The organism is Pseudomonas sp. R4-84, from assembly GCF_054130985.1.
In genome coordinates this window covers 684478-704745 of sequence record NZ_CP096390.1, presented here as the reverse complement: position 1 = coordinate 704745, position 20268 = coordinate 684478, and the positions used below count along the sequence as shown (strand labels likewise).

At 61.0% G+C, this 20268-nt stretch carries 18 protein-coding genes; 9 read left to right on the top strand and 9 right to left on the bottom strand.

Annotated features, from left to right (window positions below):
• Positions 1-69: 69 nt before the first annotated feature.
• From M1D68_RS03250 to M1D68_RS03240, 3 genes are all read left to right on the top strand, one after another.
• Entirely contained in the window at positions 70-4917 is a 4848-nt protein-coding gene (locus tag M1D68_RS03250) for an RHS repeat-associated core domain-containing protein (RefSeq protein ID WP_457969267.1), read from the top strand.
• A complete protein-coding gene (locus tag M1D68_RS03245) occupies positions 4914-5312 on the top strand; it encodes a hypothetical protein (RefSeq protein ID WP_457969266.1) in 399 nt (132 codons plus the stop codon). Before M1D68_RS03250 ends, M1D68_RS03245 begins: the two co-directional genes overlap by 4 nt.
• Before the next feature lie 181 nt (positions 5313-5493).
• On the top strand, positions 5494-5730 hold the full coding sequence (locus tag M1D68_RS03240; protein WP_420767578.1) for a hypothetical protein: 237 nt from the start codon (positions 5494-5496) through the stop codon (positions 5728-5730).
• Between the two features lie 13 nt (positions 5731-5743).
• Here the strand turns inward: M1D68_RS03240 and M1D68_RS03235 are convergent, their stop codons facing one another.
• Positions 5744-6202, bottom strand: a complete 459-nt coding sequence (locus M1D68_RS03235) for a GNAT family N-acetyltransferase (protein ID WP_434609323.1) — start codon at positions 6200-6202, stop codon at positions 5744-5746.
• Positions 6203-6358: 156 nt separating this feature from the next.
• Here M1D68_RS03235 and M1D68_RS03230 point away from each other — a divergent pair, with 156 nt between their 5' ends.
• From M1D68_RS03230 to M1D68_RS03205, 6 genes are all read left to right on the top strand, one after another.
• Positions 6359-6982: a CDP-alcohol phosphatidyltransferase family protein gene (locus M1D68_RS03230; protein ID WP_420767576.1), complete on the top strand. Its 624-nt coding sequence runs from the start codon at positions 6359-6361 to the stop codon at positions 6980-6982.
• Positions 6983-6992: 10 nt separating this feature from the next.
• Positions 6993-8750: a bifunctional alpha/beta hydrolase/class I SAM-dependent methyltransferase gene (locus M1D68_RS03225; protein WP_457969263.1), complete on the top strand. Its 1758-nt coding sequence runs from the start codon at positions 6993-6995 to the stop codon at positions 8748-8750.
• Entirely contained in the window at positions 8750-10087 is a 1338-nt protein-coding gene (locus M1D68_RS03220) for a phosphatase PAP2/dual specificity phosphatase family protein (RefSeq protein ID WP_457969261.1), read from the top strand. The genes M1D68_RS03225 and M1D68_RS03220 overlap by 1 nt, the downstream gene beginning before the upstream one ends.
• The gene (locus tag M1D68_RS03215; protein WP_434609311.1) at positions 10084-10548 is read left to right on the top strand and encodes a hypothetical protein; all 465 of its coding nucleotides are present in this window, start codon (positions 10084-10086) and stop codon (positions 10546-10548) included. The genes M1D68_RS03220 and M1D68_RS03215 overlap by 4 nt, the downstream gene beginning before the upstream one ends.
• A gap of 196 nt (positions 10549-10744) precedes the next feature.
• Entirely contained in the window at positions 10745-11365 is a 621-nt protein-coding gene (locus M1D68_RS03210) for a lysophospholipid acyltransferase family protein (protein WP_434562094.1), read from the top strand.
• Between the two features lies 1 nt (position 11366).
• Positions 11367-12299 carry a phosphatidate cytidylyltransferase gene (locus M1D68_RS03205; RefSeq protein ID WP_039594237.1) on the top strand — a complete coding sequence of 311 codons (933 nt, stop codon included), beginning with the start codon at positions 11367-11369 and terminating at the stop codon, positions 12297-12299.
• Positions 12300-12377: 78 nt separating this feature from the next.
• On the opposite strand, the gene cyoD is transcribed toward M1D68_RS03205, so the two are convergent.
• From cyoD to M1D68_RS03165, 8 genes are all read right to left on the bottom strand, one after another.
• A complete protein-coding gene (gene cyoD / locus M1D68_RS03200; RefSeq protein ID WP_420767572.1) occupies positions 12378-12707 on the bottom strand; it encodes a cytochrome o ubiquinol oxidase subunit IV in 330 nt (109 codons plus the stop codon).
• Positions 12707-13321 (bottom strand): cytochrome o ubiquinol oxidase subunit III, encoded by a 615-nt coding sequence (gene cyoC / locus M1D68_RS03195; protein WP_420767571.1) that lies wholly within the window; start codon positions 13319-13321, stop codon positions 12707-12709. The genes cyoD and cyoC overlap by 1 nt, the downstream gene beginning before the upstream one ends.
• A 2-nt stretch (positions 13322-13323) precedes the next feature.
• The gene (cyoB, locus tag M1D68_RS03190) at positions 13324-15297 is read right to left on the bottom strand and encodes a cytochrome o ubiquinol oxidase subunit I (RefSeq protein WP_420767570.1); all 1974 of its coding nucleotides are present in this window, start codon (positions 15295-15297) and stop codon (positions 13324-13326) included.
• Positions 15298-15319: 22 nt separating this feature from the next.
• A complete protein-coding gene (gene cyoA, locus M1D68_RS03185; protein WP_457969259.1) occupies positions 15320-16246 on the bottom strand; it encodes a ubiquinol oxidase subunit II in 927 nt (308 codons plus the stop codon).
• Positions 16247-16260: 14 nt separating this feature from the next.
• Positions 16261-16503, bottom strand: coding sequence for a YdcH family protein (locus M1D68_RS03180; protein ID WP_457969257.1), 243 nt, complete (start codon positions 16501-16503; stop codon positions 16261-16263).
• 163 nt (positions 16504-16666) lie between these two features.
• Positions 16667-17551 carry an MBL fold metallo-hydrolase gene (locus M1D68_RS03175; protein WP_420767567.1) on the bottom strand — a complete coding sequence of 295 codons (885 nt, stop codon included), beginning with the start codon at positions 17549-17551 and terminating at the stop codon, positions 16667-16669.
• A gap of 272 nt (positions 17552-17823) precedes the next feature.
• On the bottom strand, positions 17824-18645 hold the full coding sequence (locus tag M1D68_RS03170) for a YfaP family protein (protein WP_457969255.1): 822 nt from the start codon (positions 18643-18645) through the stop codon (positions 17824-17826).
• Between the two features lie 3 nt (positions 18646-18648).
• Positions 18649-20268 carry a DUF2300 domain-containing protein gene (locus tag M1D68_RS03165; protein ID WP_457969253.1) on the bottom strand — a complete coding sequence of 540 codons (1620 nt, stop codon included), beginning with the start codon at positions 20266-20268 and terminating at the stop codon, positions 18649-18651.

Here is a 20268-nt window from a genome sequence, read left to right as displayed (position 1 = left end):
CTTTCCTGACTTATTTCTCCAGCCATCCCCGGCAAAGTCTCGCGCCTTCCTGCGTTGCGAGATGTCTGAATGCGTTTCCCTGACAAGACCCCGTCTCTAAGCGGCGCCATTGGTTCGCTGGTCCTGGCCGTCATGAACAAGCCCAATGTCGAGGCGGTGCTACAGGATTTTCGCAGTTGCCTGGGCGACTACGACACGTGGGCAGAGAAGTTCTGGAACGGCCAGACGCTGGACATCGAGCAGGTGTTCAAGGTCGGCAATGAGGTCTCGCTCGCGCCTACGAAGGACGGCGGCAAGCAAGTCAGCGCCGTGGTGGCGAGCTGTCCGGCACAAGGTCCATTGACCCTTGTGCATATGTTCCAGGGATCACGTTTCGTGCCAATCGGCGACACACCGGTGGTGCTCGAACCCATCATTCGGGACGCGCTGGGGAAAGAAACGTTTGGCGATCCAATCCCATACGTCATCGGCCCCAGCGGCATCCTGGAAATCCCTGAATGCGACCGCGGCCAGCGTTACCGCATCAGCTTTTTTCCGAATGTCACGAGCGATCACGTCAGGGCGCTGTATGCCTCTTATCAAACAGCGATCGCCGAGCTCGAAGGTTGGCTGAAAGCCGAGTGGAACGAGTTTCAACCACAGTGGAAGGAATTCTCCGACAGCCGTTTTTTCAAGCGCGTCGACCTGTTGGAGCAGTCTCAGTTACGCGGCTTTGAAAAAGGCCTGTTTGAACTGTGGGACGACATCAAACAGATCTTCGATCTGCTGGCGGACCTTAAGGCCAACAGTGAAAAGCTCCTGGAATACCTCACCGAGGCCGAGCTTGAACAACTGCTGGAAACTTCGTCAGAGGCGATCGCCAAAGCGCTGATGATTGTGAGCGATGAGCCCTTGCTCTTCGTTTACACGGCGGCGTTCACCAGTTGGCTGCGGATGTTGCCACCGCAATATTTGGCCGAAGTCCTGGGCGAAGTGCGCGCTGCGGTGCTGATCAACTTCATCCTGGCAATCGTTACCGGCGGCTTAGGCATAGGCCTGCGCCTGAGCGGCAAGGCGCTGCGCTTGGTTCGCTCGGAACGAGCCCGCGCATGGTTGCAGGCCTCGAGCCAACGCCTGGGCCAACTCGGTGGCGACAGCCTTAACGCTCATGCCGATGTGCTCAAGCCGGTCGTGATTGCGGGGCGAGGACCTTCAGTGGGGCCGGCGCCTGTCAGACCCTTACAAATCACCACGGGAGACTCCCCACCTCTGTCGGTCAGCAATCCTGCCGCGATCGTGCGGGAAAAATCCCAGCCTTCCACTCAGCTAAACAAGTACGAGCCCCACGACGACGCCCCCGCCCAATCGAAAAACCCCAACGGCGACCCCGCCGACAGCGCCGCCCAGACCCGCACCGACGGTTGCCCGGTGTCCATGGTCACCGGCGAAGAGCTGCTCACCCTCGAAGACGGCACCCTCGACGGCCGCTTGCCCTTCGTCTTCACCCGCCTCTACCGCACCAGCGCCGCCGACCTGGACATCGGGCTCGGCCGCGGATGGACCCATGCCCTGGCCCATCGCCTGTTGATCGACGGCGAGCAGGTTACCTGGGTCGACCAGGAAAACCGCCGCACCACGTTTCCCCGGCCCAGCCTGCAACGCCCCGCCATCCACAACAGCCTGGCCCGCGCGGCGATTTACCTGAGCAGCGAGCCGGACGAATTGATCGTCGCCCAGCCCGGCGAAGACGCTCCTTTCCTACATTTTCGCGACGGTCATCTGACGGCCCTGAGCGATCGGTACGACAACCGCCTGGCCGTCCAACGCAACATCTACGGCGACATCAGCCGTCTGGACAACGGTGCCGGCCGCTGTTTGCGTTTGCGCTACGAGCATCGGCACCTGGTCGCCATCGACTATCAGAGCTTTCACCCGGCGCTGACCCTCGACGAAGCCTGGCGCACCGAACAGACCCTGGTGACCTACCGCTACGATGCGCGTTTGCGCCTCATCGAAGCGACCAATGCCGCCGGCGAGAGCGAGCGCTACGACTACGACGACCAGCACGTCATCCTCCAGCGGCAACTGGCCGGGGGCGCGAGTTTCTACTGGGAGTGGCAAGGCCTCGGCCCGGCGGCGCGCTGTGTCCGGCATTGGGCCTCGTTCGCGCAGATGGACAGCCGCTACACCTGGGGCGACGACGGCAGCGTCACGGTCCGGCATATCGATGGCAGCCAGGACGTGTATGTCCACGACGACCACGCGCGGCTGGTGCGCCAGGTCGATCCCGCCGGCGGCGAACACCTCAAGGCTTATGACGAACAGGGCCGGCTGATCGCCGAGCAAGACCCGCTGGGCGCCGTCACCGAATACCGCTACGACGAAGTCGGACGGCTGGTGGCGCTGATTCCGCCGGAAGGCGAGCCCACGTCCTACGAATACCGAAACGGTTTCCTGCACGCCCGGACCCGCGGCAAGGCCGTGTGGACCTACTGGCGCAATGCCCAGGGCGACATCATCGAAGTCGTCGACCCGGCTCGCCAAAGCACTTGGTATCACTACGACGACCAGGGGCAACTGAACACCATCAGCTACCCGGACGGCGGTGCCCATCATTTTGTGCGAAACCCGTTGGGCCAACTGACGGAAGAAATCCTGCCGGACGACGGCCAGCGAGTTTTTACCTACGACGCCCTGGGCCGCCTGCTGACCCGTCAAGACGAACGCGGCGCCATCACCCATTACCAATGGGACGCCGTGGGCCGCTTGCTACAGACCACCCTGCCCACCGGCGCGACCCGTGCATGGACCTACAACGCCTACGGCAAGGTCACCGCGGAACGGGACGAACTGGGGCGCATCACCCGCTACGAATACGCCGACGATCTGCACCTGGTCAGCCGCCGCCTCAACCCCGACGGCAGCGAACTGAAGTACCGCTACGACTCGGCGCGGCTGTTGCTGACCGAAATCGAGAACGAATCCGGCGAAAAGTATCAGCTGGACTACACGCCCAACGGACTGATCCGACAGGAAACCGGCTTCGACGGCCAGCGCACCGGCTACGCCTACGACCTCAACGGCCACCTGCTGGAAAAGACCGAATTCGGCGCCGACGGCAGCCAGCGGATCACCGCCTACCAACGCGACACCGCCGGCCGCCTGCTGCGCAAGACCTTGCCCGACGGTGCCACGGTCGAGTACGGCTACGACGCCCTCGGGCGACTGATCAGCGTTGAAGACGGCCATTGGCCGCTGGCCTACGAATACGACAACCAGGACCGCCTCGTCGCCGAACACCAGGGTTGGGCGAGCCTGCATTATCGCTACGACAATGTCGGCCGGTTGGTCCATTGTCGCCTGCCCGATCGCAGCACCCTGGATTACCGCCACCTGCGAGGCGGGGCGCTGATCGCCATCGACCTCAACGGCACGTACCTGACCGAACACCGCTTCAAGGGCGGCCGCGAACGCCAGCGCCAGCAGGGCCAGTTGCTCAGCGACTACAGCTACGACGAACAGGGTCGCCTCAAGGCCCAGACCGTGTGGCAAAGCCAGAAAAAACAACTGTTCTGGCGCGACTATTCCTACAGCGCCAACGGCAACCTCGCCGCGCTTTCCGACACGCGAAACCGACGCGGCTACCAGTACGACGCGCTGGATCGCCTGGTGCGCATCGACTACGCCCACAGCCAACCCCCGGAACATTTTTCCCACGACCCGGCCGGCAATGTGTTGTTCAACGACCGTCCCGGCCCGACCACCCTCAAGGGCAACCGCCTACTGATGGAGGGCGATCGTCACTATGACTACGACGCCTACGGCAACCTGGTCCGCGAACGCCGCGGCCATGCCCAGTGCCTCGTCACGCAATACCGCTACGACAGCCAACATCGGCTCATCGGCGTCACCACCCCCGACGAAAGCGAAACCTCCTACCGCTACGACGCCTTCGGCCGACGCATCGAAAAGACCGTGGACGGCCTTACCACGGAATTCATCTGGCAGGGCGACCAGGTCATCGCTGAAAGCAGCGACCGTCACTACCAGAGCTACGTCTATGAGCCCGGCACCTTCCGCCCCCTGGCCCTGCTGGAAGGCGCAGGCCCGGAAAAAGCCACGCCGTTCTACTACCACCTCGACCACCTCGGCACCCCTCAGGAACTGACCAGCCACCAAGGCGAAGTCGTCTGGGCCGCGCGCTACAACGGCTACGGCAAACTCACCGAACTGCGCCACGGCGACGGCAAGCGCCTGGAACAACCGCTGCGCTTTCAGGGGCAATACCACGACCGGGAAAGCGGCCTGCATTACAACCGGCACCGGTACTACAATCCGGAGACAGGTCGGTATCTGACGCTGGATCCGAGCAAGCTCAAGGGTGGGCTCAATGGGTATCGGTACACCCTGAACCCGACGGGGTGGGTGGATCCGTTGGGGTTGGTGGATTGTCCTGGGACCGGTGGGTGTAAGCCGGCGGTTGGGGTTGAGGAGCCGACAGATAAGGTTGGGGTGAACGAAGGTGAAACATCTCCTCCAAAACCACCGTACCTTTATCGAGGAGACTCAAGAGGGCCCGAGGTCATATTTGAAGAAGGCTTCGTTAGCTTAGGAGAAAGCACCGACCTATTACTTCATGCATTAGATAATACGAATCCACCGAGCAAATATGTCAGTGCGACTACTGACGTCGATGTCGGGATCGATTTTGGATCAAGATACGGGACTCGGAAGGGATACTTATACGTGCTCAAGAGAATTCCTGGCCGTGATGTTAACAAGGAGTTACCCAAAAAAGACATTCCTTTTAGCTATGAACATGAGATTGCGATTCCCGACCGCATAAAACCCGAGGACATCATAGGCGTGACACCTTTGAAAAAAGACGGCTCCTATGTAGGCTATTCATTGCCCAACCCTCAAAGGAAACAGCCATGACAGATAAAAAGATTATTTGGGTTATCAGGAATGGGCACAAAGAAAAAGCCCAACTCGATATTAATGAAAAAACATGCAGTATCTTGCTAACTTTCCAGGATGGCTGGGCGAAAAATTACACAGATCTAAACATCTATAATTGCTTGGGAAATATTATAAAAGAGCATTCAGACGTGAATTTTTTATGCAAGGGCGCGAAGCGAAACGTGCGTCCTTCAAGCATGTCCGCTCAGATGACATCAGGAATCATGGCCTACGAAAACACTTTGGGTGAGCCAGCTTCTAGGCAAAATCTCGTAAACATATTTGATTTTGATGATCAGGACATCATTAACGACCCCCAATTACAGAAAGACTTTTTCTCTGCTTGGATGAAATCGATACAGATAGATTAGTTAACCGTGTCTAGTTTGTACGTGTTTATCGCGAGCAGCTCACCTCCACCGAGGGAGACAACATTGCTGCCAGAGCCGTACTTCGAACCGGCCGTTGAGCCAACAATCAAAAAAACGGAACCCAATCCCAGCGCTCCCGCTCAATTTTAAAGAGACCAACCCAAGACGGAGCCCCGCCGCCATGAACAACCCAACCCTCACCTTCGCCCAACTCCACCCCGGCGACCGCTTCACCTTGCCCGCCGATCACCGCCTATTCACCAAGCTCACCGACAGCACCGCCCGTGAGCACAGCGTGCACTCGATCAATCTGAAGGAAGAAGGCTACGGCTACGCAGAAGACCCGATAAAACCCCTGCCCGAGGAAGCGCCGGTCGAGTACGTCCCGGTAGGTGGCCCGCTGCGGGCTGGAGGCTAGCGTTCAATCGACATTACAAACACCGCACCATCAGCCACTGCTCCTTGCCCCAAGCCTCGAAGCGCTCCAGCACTTCCCAGCCAAGCTTGGCGTAGTAATCCCGTTCACTGTGGGTGTGCAGGAACAACGTCGCAAAACCTGCTTCTTTGGCATGGTTGCAGATGCCTTCGATCAATTGCGCGGCCAACCCTCTTCGTCGGGCATCCGGGTGGACGAATACGCAGGCCAACCACGGGCCGAGCTCGGGGTGGTCGGGCAGGTCGTCATGTGCCAGCGAGGCACCGCCCAGCAGTTGGTCATGTTCCATGGCGATCAGGCATTTCCAGCGGCCATCGCGCTGGCCTGCCGAGAATTCCTCCTGCCAGTGGGCCAATGATTGGTGGGCGAATTCATAGGTAAATTCTCGATACAGCCATTCGGCCATCAGGTTGCATTTATCCATGTGGTTGAGGAGCCAATCCACTTGCAGCATCTTAACCATCCTTCTGTAGTCTTTTTCCACCGCGTATACGGCGCAGATGCCTACCCGCGCTCATTCCCAGCAAATACCCACCTGCAAGGCCTCAACCTATCGTAATCTCGCAGCTGAACAAGCCCAGCCCCGAATCCGGCCGAGATCTCATTTCACATGCCTTCCATTTATCAACTCAAGCCTGCCTTCCAAAACCTGCTTCGTCCCACCGTACAACGCCTTTACGACAAAGGCATCACCGCCAACCAGGTGACCTTGCTCGCCGGCTTCGTTTCCGTGCTGGTGGGGGCGGTGATTGCATGGTTCGCCAGCCATCCGTGGGTTTTCGTCCTGGTGCCGGTGTGGATGTTCCTGCGCATGGCGTTGAATGCGGTGGATGGCATGCTTGCGCGGGAGTTCGGCCAGCAATCGAATCTGGGCGCCTACCTCAATGAGCTATGCGATATCATCGCCGACGCGGCCTTGATCCTGCCTTTTGCCCTGTTTCCCGATACCAGCCTGTTGCTTGTGTTGTTGGTCACGCTGTTGGCGTTGTTCAGCGAATACGCTGGCGTGCTGGGCGCGATGGTCGGGGCTTCGCGGCGCTATGACGGGCCGATGGGCAAGAGTGACCGCGCGTTTGTGTTTGGCGTGCTGGCGACCGGTATTGCCCTGGGTTGGCTCGGGGCGCTGTGGGTTGATGGTGTGATGGCGGTGGTTGCCGCCCTGCTCGTTTATACCTTGGTCAATCGGGTCCGCCATGGCCTGAGCCAGGTGTCGGAAAACGCTCCCTCAGCATAAGGAAATTGCAATGCGTGAAGCCCAGGAACTGACGTTCACCACCCACGACGGCGTGGAGTTGTTCTACCGGCACTGGCCGGCTGTCGAGGCCACGACGGGTGAACCCCGTCAGGCTGTGTTGTTGTTTCACCGCGGTCATGAACACTCGGGGCGCATCGCGCACCTTGTGGATGAGCTGGATCTGCCCGGGTTCGAATTTTTCGCCTGGGACGCACGTGGCCACGGCCAGTCGCCGGGCGAGCGCGGCGACAGCCCTAGCTTTGCTACCAGCGCCCGTGACGTGCAGACTTTTTGCGATCACATCGGCGCCACGCACCAGATCGACGAACAGAACATCGCCGTGGTCGCGCAAAGCGTCGGCGCGGTGATCGCGTCTACCTGGGTCCACGACTACGCGCCGCGCATTCGCTCGCTGGTGCTGGCGTCGCCAGCCTTCAAGGTCAAGCTCTACGTACCGTTCGCCCGTCCGGGCCTGGCGCTGATGCGCAAGTTCCGTGGCAACTTCTTCGTCAACAGCTACGTCAAGGCCAAGTTCCTCAGCCATGACCCGGAGCGGGTGGCGTCCTACGACAGCGATCCGTTGATCACCAAGGCCATTTCGGTGAACGTGCTGCTGGGCCTGTACGAAGCGGCCGACCGGGTTGTAGCCGATGCCCAGGCGATCCAGGTACCGACGCAGCTGTTGATCTCCGGTTCCGACTTCGTGGTGCATCGCAAACCCCAGGAGCAGTTCTTCGAGCGCCTGGGCAGCCTGCACAAGGAGAAGCACATCCTGCCGGGCTTCTTCCACGACACTCTGGGCGAGAAGAACCGTGCGCCAGCCATCGCCAGCGCCCGTCGTTTCATCCTGCAGAATTTTGCCCGCCCGCTGGAGCGCCCTTCCCTGCTGGACGCCGATCGCCTCGGCGTGACCTGCGCCGAAGCCGAAACCCTGGCGACGCCGCTGCCGCACAACTCGCTGCGTGATCTTTACTGGCGCATGACCCGCGCCAGCATGCGCTTTGGCAGCAAGCTGTCTGCCGGCGTGAAACTGGGCTTCGACACCGGCTTCGACTCCGGCAGCACCCTGGACTACGTCTACCGCAACCGCCCCACCGGCACGTCGGCGCTGGGCAAGATGATCGACCAGAACTACCTGAACTCCATCGGCTGGCGCGGTATTCGCCAGCGCAAGGTGCACGTCGAGGAGTTGCTGCGCCTGGCGATGGCCGAGTTGCGCGCCCAGGACCGCGAGGTGCGCATCGTCGACATCGCCGCCGGTCATGGCCGCTACATTCTGGAAGCGCTGCAAGGCGTCAGCCCGTTGCCGGAGTCGATCCTGCTGCGCGACTACAGCGACATCAACGTGCGCGACGGCAGTGCGCTGATCGTCGAGAAGGGCTTGGGCGACATCGCCCGATTCGTCAAGGGCGATGCCTTCGACCGCCAGGACCTGGCGGCGCTGGAGCCCAAGCCGACCCTCGCCGTGGTGTCCGGCCTGTACGAATTGTTCGCCGATAACCAGATGGTCGGCGGCTCCCTCGCGGGCCTGGCCGAAGCGGTGGAGCCCGGCGGTTTCCTGGTCTACACCGGTCAGCCGTGGCACCCGCAACTGGAACTGATCGCCCGCGCCCTGACCAGCCACCGCGCCGGCCAGGCCTGGGTGATGCGTCGGCGCACCCAGGCGGAAATGGATCAGTTGGTCGAGGCGGCGGGCTTTCGCAAGATCACCCTGCGTGTCGATGAGTGGGGCATTTTCAGCGTGTCGCTGGCGCAGCGGGTCCAGTAATGAGCGCCGTCATCGCTCCGGTCCGCGAACCCGCGCTGCTGAAACCGGCGGTGCTGTGGCTGCTGTTGCTGGCGCCTCTGTTCTTCACCACGTACGGCTTCGCCACCTGGGTCACGGCCCAGCGTGACGACGTCGGCAGCCTGGTGTTCGGCTGGGAAAGCCACATGCCGTTCATGGCCTGGACGATCGTGCCGTACTGGTCGATTGACCTGTTATACGGCCTATCACTGCTGTTGCCCAACAGCCGCGACGAACTCAAGCGCCACGCCTTGCGCCTGCTCACGGCCCAAGGAATTGCCGTCAGCTGCTTCCTGCTCTGGCCGCTGACTTTTACCTTCCCTCGGCCGGAAATGGACGGGGTGTTCGGCTGGATGTTCGACGTACTGGCCGGCTTCGATAAGCCGTTCAACCAGGCGCCGTCGCTGCACATCGCGCTGCTGGTGGTGCTCTGGGTCTGTTATGAGCGCCACCTGCAAGGCGTCTGGCGTTGGCTGATGCACGGTTGGTTCGCGTTGATCGGCGTGTCGGTGCTGACCACTTACCAACACCATTTCGTCGACGTGCCGACCGGCGCGCTGGCCGGGTGGTTGTGTGTCTGGTTGTGGCCGCTGGACCGGCCAAGTCCGCTGTTGAGTGCGCGCCTGGCGACCGATCCAGCCCGTCGACGCTTGGCCATGCGTTATGGCTTGGGCGCGGCGGCGATGTTCATCCCGGCGTTTGCCTTCGGTGGCGCGTGGCTCTGGCTGATATGGCCGGCGGTGGCGCTGCTCATGGTGGCACTGAATTATCTGGTGTTCGGCGCGAGCGGGTTCCAGAAACGTGACGACGGCCGGCTGAGCCCGGCGGTGCGCTGGTTGCTGGCGCCTTATCTGGTGGCGGCGTGGATCAATTCCCGCCTGTGGACGCGCAAGCACCCGCAACCTGACCAGATCATGGATGACGTCTGGCTCGGGCGGATTCCTACGTCGACAGCGCTGAAGGACAGCCCGTTCAACGGGGTGCTCGACCTGTGCGCCGAGTTGTCCATGGACAGCACGGCAATCGCTTATCGCACCTTGCCTGTGCTCGACCTGACCGCACCGACCACCGAGCAATGCCTGGAGGCCGCGCAGAAAATCGAGCACCTGCGCCAGCACGGGCCGGTGCTGGTCTGCTGCGCCTTGGGTTATTCGCGCAGCGCCACCGCCGTGGCGGCGTGGTTGCTAAGCACTGGCCGTGCTGCCAGTGTCGACGCAGCCATTGCGCAGATCCAGCGTGTGCGCCCACGTGTCGTCCTGCACCCGGCCCATCGCCAGGCGTTGGGGCAAATATCCGCAGGGTTCGGGGAATGGTCATGAGCAGTGACATCGAACTGCACACCGTGGCGAGCTTGTTGCGCCGGGGTCATTCGCTGGATCAGCTTTCCACTGGCCTGACGCTGCTGGCAGCGTTGATCGGCCTGGGCCAATGGCTGGTGGGCAGCGTCGATCCGTGGCTGCTGTTGCTGAGCTTCGGCGTGTTCGTCCTCGGCATGCAGGAAAAATATCTGGCGTTTCGCGTGGCCTTTGATGCCGATCTGTTTCAAATCGTCGCGGATGCCGGCAAGCCACTGACCGAACGCACCCAAGCATTGGACGAGGCCCTCGCCAATCTCGGCCTGCAACCGGCCGAGCGTGGCGGGCGGTCGTGGCCCGAGCGCAGCCACGGCTCGATGCGCCTGCTTCGCCGCCAAGCCTGGCTGGTGTTTACGCAAGCTTTGTTGACCGTGAGCTTCGTCCTGGCCAGTCCCTGGCTGGTTTATTCGGGCCTTGGAACTTAAACAGGAAATAAATGGCTTTTGTGGCGAGGGAGCTTGCTCCCGCTGGAGGGCGAAGCCCTCCCCTATGATCTGCCTGATAAACCGCGACCTCAGTGTTAGGGCTACTTCGTAGCCCAGCGGGAGCAAGCTCCCTCGCCACATTGTTTGCCTGCGATAGATGTCGCATAACTTCAAGCTTTCAGGACAAGGAATCCTCATGTTCGAACCCGTGGTCGCCAATCTCATCACCTCCGCCGCGCGGATGGTCACCGGCGCTCGCAGCCTGTGGCTCGGCTGCGCGCCGACGCCGGTACAGCGGATCTATTTCGCCAACCACAGCAGCCACGGTGATTTCGTGTTGCTCTGGGCCTCGCTGCCACCGGCGCTACGCAAGCTCACCCGCCCGGTTGCCGGGGCCGATTACTGGCAAACCAGCCCGATGCGCCGCTACATCATCAACCGGGTGTTCAATGGTGTGCTGGTGGATCGCGAGCGCAAGGACCCTGCCTACAATCCATTGCAGCCGATGCTCGACGCGCTGGAAAACGGCGACTCGTTGATCATCTTCCCCGAGGGCACGCGCAACCCGGACGAAGGCCTGCTGCCGTTCAAGAGCGGGATCTACCACTTGATGAAAAGCCACCCGGAGGTGGAGGTAATCCCGGTGTGGATCGCCAACCTCAACCGCGTCATGCCCAAGGGCCGTGTGCTGCCGCTGCCGCTGTTGTGCACCACCAGTTTCGGTGCGCCGCTGTGCATCGAGGAAGGCGAGAGCAAAGAGCAATTTCTTGAACGCAGCCGCGCCGCGCTGCTGGCACTGGCCCCGGAGCACGTCTGACATGGATCGATATACCTTGATGTTGTTTGGCGGGATCGGCGCGATTCTGCTGCTGGCTTCGTTGATCGGTTTCATTCTCAAGCTGCGGACCAAAGGCGCGCCGAACTCGGTCATCGAGAACCTCAACGCGCGGATCAACGCCTGGTGGATCATGGTGCTGGTGATCGGCATCGCGTTCTGGCTCGGCAACGCGGCGGTGATCCTGCTGTTCTACGCCGTGTCGTTCTATGCGTTGCGCGAATTCCTGACCCTGACGCCGACCCGGCGCAGTGACTATCCTGCCCTCGTGGCGGCGTTTTACCTGGCACTGCCGCTGCAATACCTGCTGATCTACTACGACTGGTACGGACTGTTCTCGATCTTCATTCCGGTGTACGTGTTCCTGCTGTTGCCGATCCTCGCGTCGCTGGGCGGCGACAGCACGCACTTTCTCGAACGCGCGTCGAAAGTGCAGTGGGGGTTGATGATCGCGGTGTTCTGCATTTCCTTCGTGCCCGCCCTGCTGACCTTGGACATTGCAGGTTTTGAAGGGCGCAACCTGTTGCTGATCGCCTACCTGGTGATCGTGGTGCAGCTTTCGGATGTGTTGCAGTACGTCTGCGGCAAGTTGTTCGGCAAGCACAAGATCGCGCCGAACCTGTCGCCGTCGAAGACCGTGGAAGGTTTTGTCGGCGGCATTTTCCTGGCCTCGCTGATCGGCGGCGCGCTGTGGTGGATCACGCCGTTCAACCCCTGGCAGTCATTCCTTATCGCTTTGCTGATCAACCTGCTTGGGTTTGCCGGCGGCATCGTCATGTCGGCCATCAAGCGCGACAGGGGCGTGAAGGATTGGGGCCACATGATCGAAGGCCACGGCGGCATGCTCGACCGCTTGGACTCGGTGTGCTTCGCCGCGCCGATCTTCTTTCATCTGGTTCGGTATTGGTGGACTTGAGATAACCCTGTCCTGAGACACCGCTTACCTGTGGCGAGGGAGCTTGCTCCCTCGCCACAAAAGCGCTGTGGTGCACATTCAATGCGCCAACATATTGTGATGCACGCTGTACATGATCCACAGCGACAGCCCCACCAGCAGCGCAATCACCACCGCTGAGAACGCCAGCGCCGTCAGGTTCCAGCGTTGCTGCGGTGAGAAGTTCAGGTGCAGGAAATACACCAGGTGGACGACGATCTGGATCACCGCGAATATCGCCACGATCCCGGCCGTCACGGGCTTGGGCAATGTGGGATACATCACCAGGGCGAAGGGGATGACGGTGAGGATGACCGACAGCACGAACCCGGTGAGGTAGGATTTTGCGCTGCCATGGCTGGCATCGACGCTGCTCTGATGACTGCTCATTACATCACTCCAAACAGATAGACCACGGTAAACACACAAATCCACACCACGTCGAGGAAGTGCCAGAACAGGCTCAGGCAGCCCATGCGGGTCGCGTTGACGGTGGTCAGGCCTTTGCGTTGAACCTGGAACATAACGACAGCCATCCACAACAGGCCGGTGGCGACGTGCAGGCCGTGAGTGCCCACCAGGGTGAAGAAGCCCGTGAGGAAGGCGCTGCGGTTGGGGCCATAGCCTTCGGCGATGAGTTTCTGGAACTCATGGATTTCCATGCCGATAAACGCAAGGCCGAGAAGGAACGTCACGCCGAGCCAGGCCAGCACCTTTTGCTTCTGGCCAGCGCTCAGCGCGAGCATGGCGAAACCGTAGGTGATGCTGCTGAACAGCAGGATGAAAGTTTCCGTAAGGACGTAGGGCAATTCGAAAATGTCGGCGGCGCCAGGGCCACCGGCGACGCTTTGCCCCAGTACCGCATAGGTCGCAAACAGCGTTGCGAACAAGATGCAGTCGGTCATCAGGTAGATCCAGAACCCGAACAGGGTCATGGAGCTGGCGTCCGAGTGCCCGTGTTCGGATTCCGGCGCGGTGGCGTTGGGTTGAACCAGATTGGACATGATCAAGCCTCCGCCAACATCTTGATGCGTTGATTTTCGATGCGCGCCACCTCCTCGGCGGGCACGTAGTAATCGATGTCGTCATCGGCGCTGCGCCAGATCACGCCGCCGATGGTCGCGACCAACCCGACAATGGCCAGCCACCAGATATGCCACACCAGGGCAAAGCACATGATCAGGCTGAACAGGCTGATGACCAGCCCCATGGCGGTGTTTCGCGGCATGTGGATAGCTTGGAAGTCGGCTTCGATGGCAGTTTTCTGCCCACGCTCCTTAATGCCCCAATAGGCGTCGATGCCCTCCACCACCGGTTGCTGGGCGAAGTTATAGAACGGCGGCGGTGACGCCGTGGACCACTCCAGCGTGCGACCGTCCCATGGGTCGCCCGTCAGGTCGCGGTTCTGGTGGCGGTGGCGGATGCTGAAGTAGAACTGCAAGATCTGGCAGACCACGCCGCACAGGATGATGCCGACACCGATCAACTCCAGCTCCAGCCAGGGCCGCCACTGCGGAACATCAAAGTGGTTCAAACGCCGCGTCATGCCCATGAAGCCCAGGAAGTAGGACGGCATGAAGGCGAAGTAGAAGCCGACAATCCAGCACCAGAACGCCGCCCGTCCAAGGCCGTCATGGAGCTTGAAGCCGAATGCCTTGGGAAACCAATAGGTCAGGCCGCACAGGTAGCCAAACACGGCGCCACCGATGATCACGTTATGGAAGTGGGCGATCAGGAACAGGCTGTTGTGCAGCAGGAAATCCGCCCCGGGCACCGCCAGCAGCACGCCGGTCATGCCACCGATGCTGAACGTGACGATGAAGCCCACCGTCCACAGCATCGGCGTTTCAAAGCGAACTCGCCCGCGGTACATGGTGAACAGCCAGGTGAAAATCTTCACTCCCGTAGGCACGGCGATGATCATGGTCATGATGCCGAAGAAGGCGTTGACGTTCGCCCCCGAGCCCATCGTGAAGAAGTGGTGCACCCAGACGATGAACGACAGGATGGTGATGACGATTGTCGCCCACACCAGCGAGTGATAGCCGAACAGGCGCTTGCGGCTGAAGGTGGACGCCACCTCGGAAAAGATGCCGAACGCCGGCAGGATCAGGATGTACACCTCCGGGTGGCCCCAGGCCCAGATGAGGTTGACGTACATCATCGGGTTGCCGCCCAGCTCGTTGGTGAAAAAGTGCATGTCCAGGTAGCGGTCGAGGCTGAGCATGAACAGCGTCGCGGTAAGAATCGGGAACGATGCAAGAATCAGCACCGCCGTGCACAGCACCGTCCAGGTGAACACCGGCATGCGGAAAAGCGTCATACCCGGTGTACGCATTTTCAGGATCGTGACGAAGAAATTCACCCCGGTGAGCAACGTTCCGACCCCGGATATCTGTAATGACCAGATGTAATAGTCCACCCCGACCCCGGGGCTGTAGGAAAGCCCCGACAACGGCGGATAAGCGACCCAACCGGTGCGGGCGAACTCACCGACCGCCAGGGAAATGTTCACCAGCATCGCGCCGGCCACGAATAGCCAGAAACTCAACGCGTTGAGGAACGGGAACGCCACGTCCCGGGCACCGATCTGTAAGGGCACGACGATGTTCATCAACCCCACCACCAACGGCATCGCCATGAAGAAAATCATGATCACGCCATGGGCGGTGAAGATCTGGTCGTAGTGTTCCGGTGGCAAGTAACCGGGCGAACCGTCGGACGCCATCGCCTGCTGCGTGCGCATCATGATCGCGTCGGAAAACCCGCGCAGCAGCATCACCAGGCCCACGACGATATACATCACGCCGATGCGCTTGTGATCGACCGAGGTGAACCACTCTTTCCACAGGTACGTCCATTTACGGCGGTAGGTGATGGCGCCGATGCCCGCCAAGGCGACCAGCCCCACCACCGCGAGGGTCCACATGATGATGGGCTCATCCGTCGGGATCGCCTCAAGGTTGAGTTTTCCAAACATGCTGTTCTACTCCAGGATCTTGTTACTGCCCTTGCGGGGCCCCGACGGGTGATTCGATGCTGCCTTGCATGTGCTCCATGCGATGCTCGACCTCACGGGATCGGTTCATGCCTTCGTACTTATCGATGATGCTCTGGAACAAGTCCGGCTGGACCGAGGCGTAGTGCTCCACCGGGTGTTTGACCGTGGGTCGGGCGAGTCGGGCGTAACTGTCCTTGTCCAACCGCCCTTGCCCTGCGCGGACGTCGGCGACCCACTTGTCGAAGCCCGCCGCATCGGTGGCCAGGGTTCGGAAGTGCATGTCGGAAAAACCCGGGCCGTTGTAGTTGGCGGCGATGCCCCGGTATTCCCCGGCCTCGTTGGCAATCAGGTGCAGTTGGGTCTGCATGCCGGCCATGGCGTAGATCTGCCCGCCCAGTGCCGGTATGAAAAACGAGGTCATGGCACCGTCGGACGTCACGCGAAAGTTCACCGGTGTGTCCAGCGGCATCGCCAACTCGTTGACCGTAGCGATCCCCAGTTCCGGATAGATGAAGACCCACTTCCAATCCGCCGCGATGACCTGCACCACCAGCGGCTTCACGTCCGAATCCAGCGGCCGGTAAGGGTCCAGCGCATGGGTGGACTTCCAGGTGACCACGCCCAGAATGATGATGATCATCAGCGGGACACCCCAGACCACCGTTTCGATCTTTCGCGAATGCGCCCACTCCGGCGTGTATTTCGCCTTTGTGTTGGAAGCGCGGTACTTCACCGAAAAAACGAACGCCATGACGATGACCGGCACCACCACCAGCAACATCAACAGCGTCGAGAGAATGATCAAGTTGCGTTGATCAACGCCGACCTGTCCCTTGGGATTGAACAACACCATGTCGCAACCGCCGAGCAACAGCATCCCGCCGACCAGCAACAACCTTGATAAGTAACAAGGCAGTCGAGTTCGCATGTCTTACGCTTCGCTTATTGAGTGTTTGCCAGTTGCTGCGCGATCTTGTCTTTAATCGACAGGCGCTGTTCCTTGAGCTTACGGATATCGTCACCCTCGACATTGCCCGCCGAAATCGATTCGGCCGCTAGCACTTGGTTATCCAAATCCGTGTATTCATCGACCAGGCGGTCAAGTTCCGGATCCTGCTGACGACGTTGTTGAACCGCCTCTTTGCTGCAATTCAAATCCTGATAAAGATCATGAGAAGCAGGCATGGCCTTCTCCTTTTAACGGTGTTGTTGGGGTACACGATTTTTAGAATTGGCCCCTTCGGCTAAGTTGAAAGAAACATCTGGAAACGGTGACGAACGGCATCGTGAACAAAAAAAAGCCCACGAGACGTGGGCAAAGGGAAGAGTCGTTTTGACTTGGATCGCGTCAGGAAGATTGTTTGCCGGTGGCCGACGGCATTGCATTGGAATCGACACGGACTGGGTGCTGCTGGACGGCCCGCTCCCATTCCTTGGCATCGTGACTGCAGAAAATTTCCACGTGCCCATCCTGGACCCGTGCCAGCTCCCGCAGCCGTTGCTGATTGCGCATCCGCGCCGAACGATAGGTGTCCATCATGTATTGATAAAACTTCAGCCCCGGCGGACAGCGACGCTCGGCTTGATGGACTTCATCGTGAAAAAAATAGGCATCGCCGGCGTGCAGCAACCAGCCGTCGGACGTGCGCACGGCAATGCCCGCGTGCCCGGCCGTGTGGCCTTGGAGCGGCACCAGGAAAATGTCCTCTTCTTCCGCGCCGATTAATGCGCGCACCGAGTCGAATCCGAACCAGGTGTCGCCATCCGGGGCATAAAACTCCCAGTTATCGACGCCCTGCCACTGACGCGCCTGGAACCGGCGTCGACTGATCCAAGTGTCGGCGGTGCGGGCCGCCGCCATTTCGTCGCGCATGACGTGAACCCGGGCCTGGGGAAAATCCTGCAGCCCGCCGGCGTGGTCGAAATCCAGATGGGTAACAAGAATGTGCCGCACGTCGTTGGCATCGAAGCCCAGGCGCCGCACTTGCTCCAATGCAGTGAGGCGATGCTCGAACTTGATGTTGTTGAACGCGCGGAAAAATCGACTCAGACGCTCGGGCGTCTGCACATCGCGCTGGCCAAAACCGGTGTCCACCAGTATCAGACCGTTGGTGTCGGTTTCAATCAACAGGCAATGACACACCAGGCACGCCGTCAGCCCCCGGCTGTAACCGTCGAACAGCTTTCCGCCCACCGGGCACATGCAACCGCAGTTGAGGTGGTGGATATGCATGGAGGCCTCCTGCACGAATGGCGCGTCGATTTCTGGTTATTTCCGGACTCTAAGAAATCGACAGGAAGGCGACAGGCTCAATTCCGCAAAGGCGACAGGCGGTGCCCATGCCTGGCCAAACCACAGATTGGGTGGGAGCGAGCCTGCTCGCGAAAGCGCTGGGTCAGCTTGCATTGATGTTGAATGTGCCCTCGTCTTCGCGAGCAGGCTCGCTCCCACGGGTATTTTGGTGTTTGAGCGCTCCCTCACCACAGGGATCACAGCCCACAGGTTTATGGGTAGCTGAAGCTCTTCACCAACGTCAGCTCCCCCACCGCCCGCATGGGCACCACGAAGGTTTCCATCTTCTCGCTCGGCGTGCCTTCTTCGGTGATGACGGTGACTTTCGCCGTGGTCAGGGCCTGTTCGACTTGTTCGCCATCGCCTTCTTCATCCTCGTCACTGCGATAACCGCCGCCGTAGTAGTTCACATACACCAGGTATTGGCCTTTGATCGGCGCGGGCATGGCGAAGATTTCCGGGCCGTAGCCGGTGGTGACGTCGACGTCGAGGGCGGCGCCGTTGGCGACGGCGCGGTCGCCGTACCAGATGTGGGCGCCGTCGGGCGTAACCAGGTGCAGGTCCAGGTCGGTACCATCGCTGTCCCAGGTCAGCAATACCCGCAGCTTGGCCGGGGTCGCGCCGCCGCTGGTGTTGAGGAATTGCGTGCGGTGGCGCTGCTGGCCATCGGCGCTGCGCACTTCCACGCTGTTGCTGCCGTTGGGGAACGAGAACGGCCGATCGAAGCGGCCTTCCTCATCAACCTTCAACGGCAGGCTCACACCGTTGACGATGAGTTGGCCTGGCTCATTGCTCTTCGGCGTGCCTTTGATCTGACCGCTGATGCGCGCCGTGTTCGTCTGGCCCTGGGGCGTGTTGACGGACGAGGCCGGGTAGTTGACGGTCTGGCTGAAGCTTTCGCCCTCGCCGCCCGGCGCGCCGCTGCGCCAGCCGCCGACTGGGGTTTCTAGCTTGATCGGGTCGGCGGCCATGGCCGATGGCAACGCAGCGAGGCCGCAAAGCAACAGCAAGACCTGTGGATAACGGAGTGTCATGGTCTATTCCAGCAAGAGGTGACGGGCGAGCCCTTCGATATAGGTTTCGTCCTGGCCGTTGGGGTGAGCTTCAAAGGCCAGGTGCAGATATTCATGGGTCAGGTCGAGGCGGTCTTGCAGCGACAGCACGCCGCGCACGTAGATGCGCTGGCGCTCGCGGTCCACATACGGCCGGCCGAAGGCGACGCGGCACACCGCGAAGGAACTGATTTCGTTGTAGCCCACTTCGCTTTCCAAGCGTTGACGCCAGCCCCGACGCTGCTTCAGCAACCATTCCTGGGCGGCGGGCAATGCTTGGCAGGATGCCACCGGATTGTCCCAACGGCTGAGGCTCGCGCGCGGATAGGCATGCAGCAGGATCGCGTCGTAACGCTGGCCGTCGTGGGCTTGTTCGACGGCTTGGGCCCAGGATAGTTTGTCCGGGCCGGGTTGATCGGAGTGATAAGTGACGTCGGTGCCAGCCAGGACCAGGTCGCTGGTCCAAGCGGCAATGGCCCGGGTTTCAGGCGCCGCCGGACGTGGCGCGACGCGCTGGCGATGGCTGCTGTCGTCGATGCTCAGGCAATCGCCGTTGCGCTGGGCGTTTTGCAGCAGGTAGGTGCGAATCGCCACGGCCAGGGCTTTGGCCGCTTCGGCGGGTTCGGCCTTGGCTTCGCGTTGCAGGACCCGGGCGACGTATTCCTCCCGGTCCAGTCGCGCCACCAGTTTGCCCGGCAGCAGGAACAGTTCGCCGTCGCTGTGGATGTCCAGCTGGTTACCGTTGGTGAACTCGACGCGGTAGTCGCCGCGCAACTGGCCCGGCGTGGCGGGTCGCTCGCCAGCCATCACCCGTTGCAACGGGTAACGGGCAAACAGGTCGACTTCCACGCAGCGTCCGGTGTCCACAGGCCAGCGGGACGGCAGCGCCGTGGCCAAGCCATCGCCGAATTTCTTCAGGACCTGCTGACTGGTGCCGCGGCCACCGGCCCACACCGGGGTGCCATCAGCCAGCCAACCGGCGAAACCGCCTTGGCGCGACGAGGGCCCCTGGTCGCCCAACCAACTCCAGGTCTTGACCCGCAGGCGAGCGCCCAACTGGCCGACCAACCGACCATCCGCCGCGCCGAGCACCACGTCGAGCAATACCCGACGGGCCTGCTCCTGGGCCGGTAGCATCGCCAGCGCCTTGAGCAGTTCCGCCACCGGCACCTGGGTTTGCGGCTGCAAGGTCGGCAGGTCCAACAACCATTTCGGCGCCTGGCGCGCCTGCCAATAATCACGCCATCCCGGCGCGGAAATCCCGAGTCGCTGGGGTTCGAAATACAAACCACAGGACTTCACCAGCGCCTGATCGCGGCCGATGCTCTGCCCAGCGTTGCAGCAATAGACCTCGTCCTTCAATTCGCCGCGGCATTCGTAAACCGGCTCGCGAGCATCGGTGTCCACCAGCCAGGCGTAGACGAAGAGTTTCCACAAACTGCCCAACGGTGCATGCAAGGAATTGGTCAACGGCTGGCGATCCAGCACCTGGGTCTGGCTCACCCGCAACAGTTGACCGTCGAAGGCCAGGCGCAACGGCTCCTCCTGCGCTGTCGTCAGCGCAGGAATCAGGCACAACCACCACCAGCCCCAAGCCCTGCGCAT

Excerpts from the sequence above, each read along its gene's own strand:
- M1D68_RS03165 (WP_457969253.1), bottom strand. The coding sequence starts at position 20,268 with ATGCGCAGGGCTTGGGGCTGGTGGTGGTTGTGCCTGATTCCTGCGCTG.
- M1D68_RS03230 (WP_420767576.1), top strand. The coding sequence starts at position 6,359 with ATGCCTTCCATTTATCAACTCAAGCCTGCCTTCCAAAACCTGCTTCGT.
- M1D68_RS03225 (WP_457969263.1), top strand. The coding sequence starts at position 6,993 with ATGCGTGAAGCCCAGGAACTGACGTTCACCACCCACGACGGCGTGGAG.
- M1D68_RS03220 (WP_457969261.1), top strand. The coding sequence starts at position 8,750 with ATGAGCGCCGTCATCGCTCCGGTCCGCGAACCCGCGCTGCTGAAACCG.
- M1D68_RS03170 (WP_457969255.1), bottom strand. The coding sequence starts at position 18,645 with ATGACACTCCGTTATCCACAGGTCTTGCTGTTGCTTTGCGGCCTCGCT.
- cyoC (WP_420767571.1), bottom strand. The coding sequence starts at position 13,321 with ATGTCCAATCTGGTTCAACCCAACGCCACCGCGCCGGAATCCGAACAC.
- cyoB (WP_420767570.1), bottom strand. The coding sequence starts at position 15,297 with ATGTTTGGAAAACTCAACCTTGAGGCGATCCCGACGGATGAGCCCATC.
- M1D68_RS03235 (WP_434609323.1), bottom strand. The coding sequence starts at position 6,202 with ATGCTGCAAGTGGATTGGCTCCTCAACCACATGGATAAATGCAACCTG.
- M1D68_RS03245 (WP_457969266.1), top strand. The coding sequence starts at position 4,914 with ATGACAGATAAAAAGATTATTTGGGTTATCAGGAATGGGCACAAAGAA.
- M1D68_RS03215 (WP_434609311.1), top strand. The coding sequence starts at position 10,084 with ATGAGCAGTGACATCGAACTGCACACCGTGGCGAGCTTGTTGCGCCGG.
- cyoD (WP_420767572.1), bottom strand. The coding sequence starts at position 12,707 with ATGAGCAGTCATCAGAGCAGCGTCGATGCCAGCCATGGCAGCGCAAAA.
- cyoA (WP_457969259.1), bottom strand. The coding sequence starts at position 16,246 with ATGCGAACTCGACTGCCTTGTTACTTATCAAGGTTGTTGCTGGTCGGC.
- M1D68_RS03250 (WP_457969267.1), top strand. The coding sequence starts at position 70 with ATGCGTTTCCCTGACAAGACCCCGTCTCTAAGCGGCGCCATTGGTTCG.
- M1D68_RS03175 (WP_420767567.1), bottom strand. The coding sequence starts at position 17,551 with ATGCATATCCACCACCTCAACTGCGGTTGCATGTGCCCGGTGGGCGGA.
- M1D68_RS03180 (WP_457969257.1), bottom strand. The coding sequence starts at position 16,503 with ATGCCTGCTTCTCATGATCTTTATCAGGATTTGAATTGCAGCAAAGAG.
- M1D68_RS03210 (WP_434562094.1), top strand. The coding sequence starts at position 10,745 with ATGTTCGAACCCGTGGTCGCCAATCTCATCACCTCCGCCGCGCGGATG.
- M1D68_RS03205 (WP_039594237.1), top strand. The coding sequence starts at position 11,367 with ATGGATCGATATACCTTGATGTTGTTTGGCGGGATCGGCGCGATTCTG.
- M1D68_RS03240 (WP_420767578.1), top strand. The coding sequence starts at position 5,494 with ATGAACAACCCAACCCTCACCTTCGCCCAACTCCACCCCGGCGACCGC.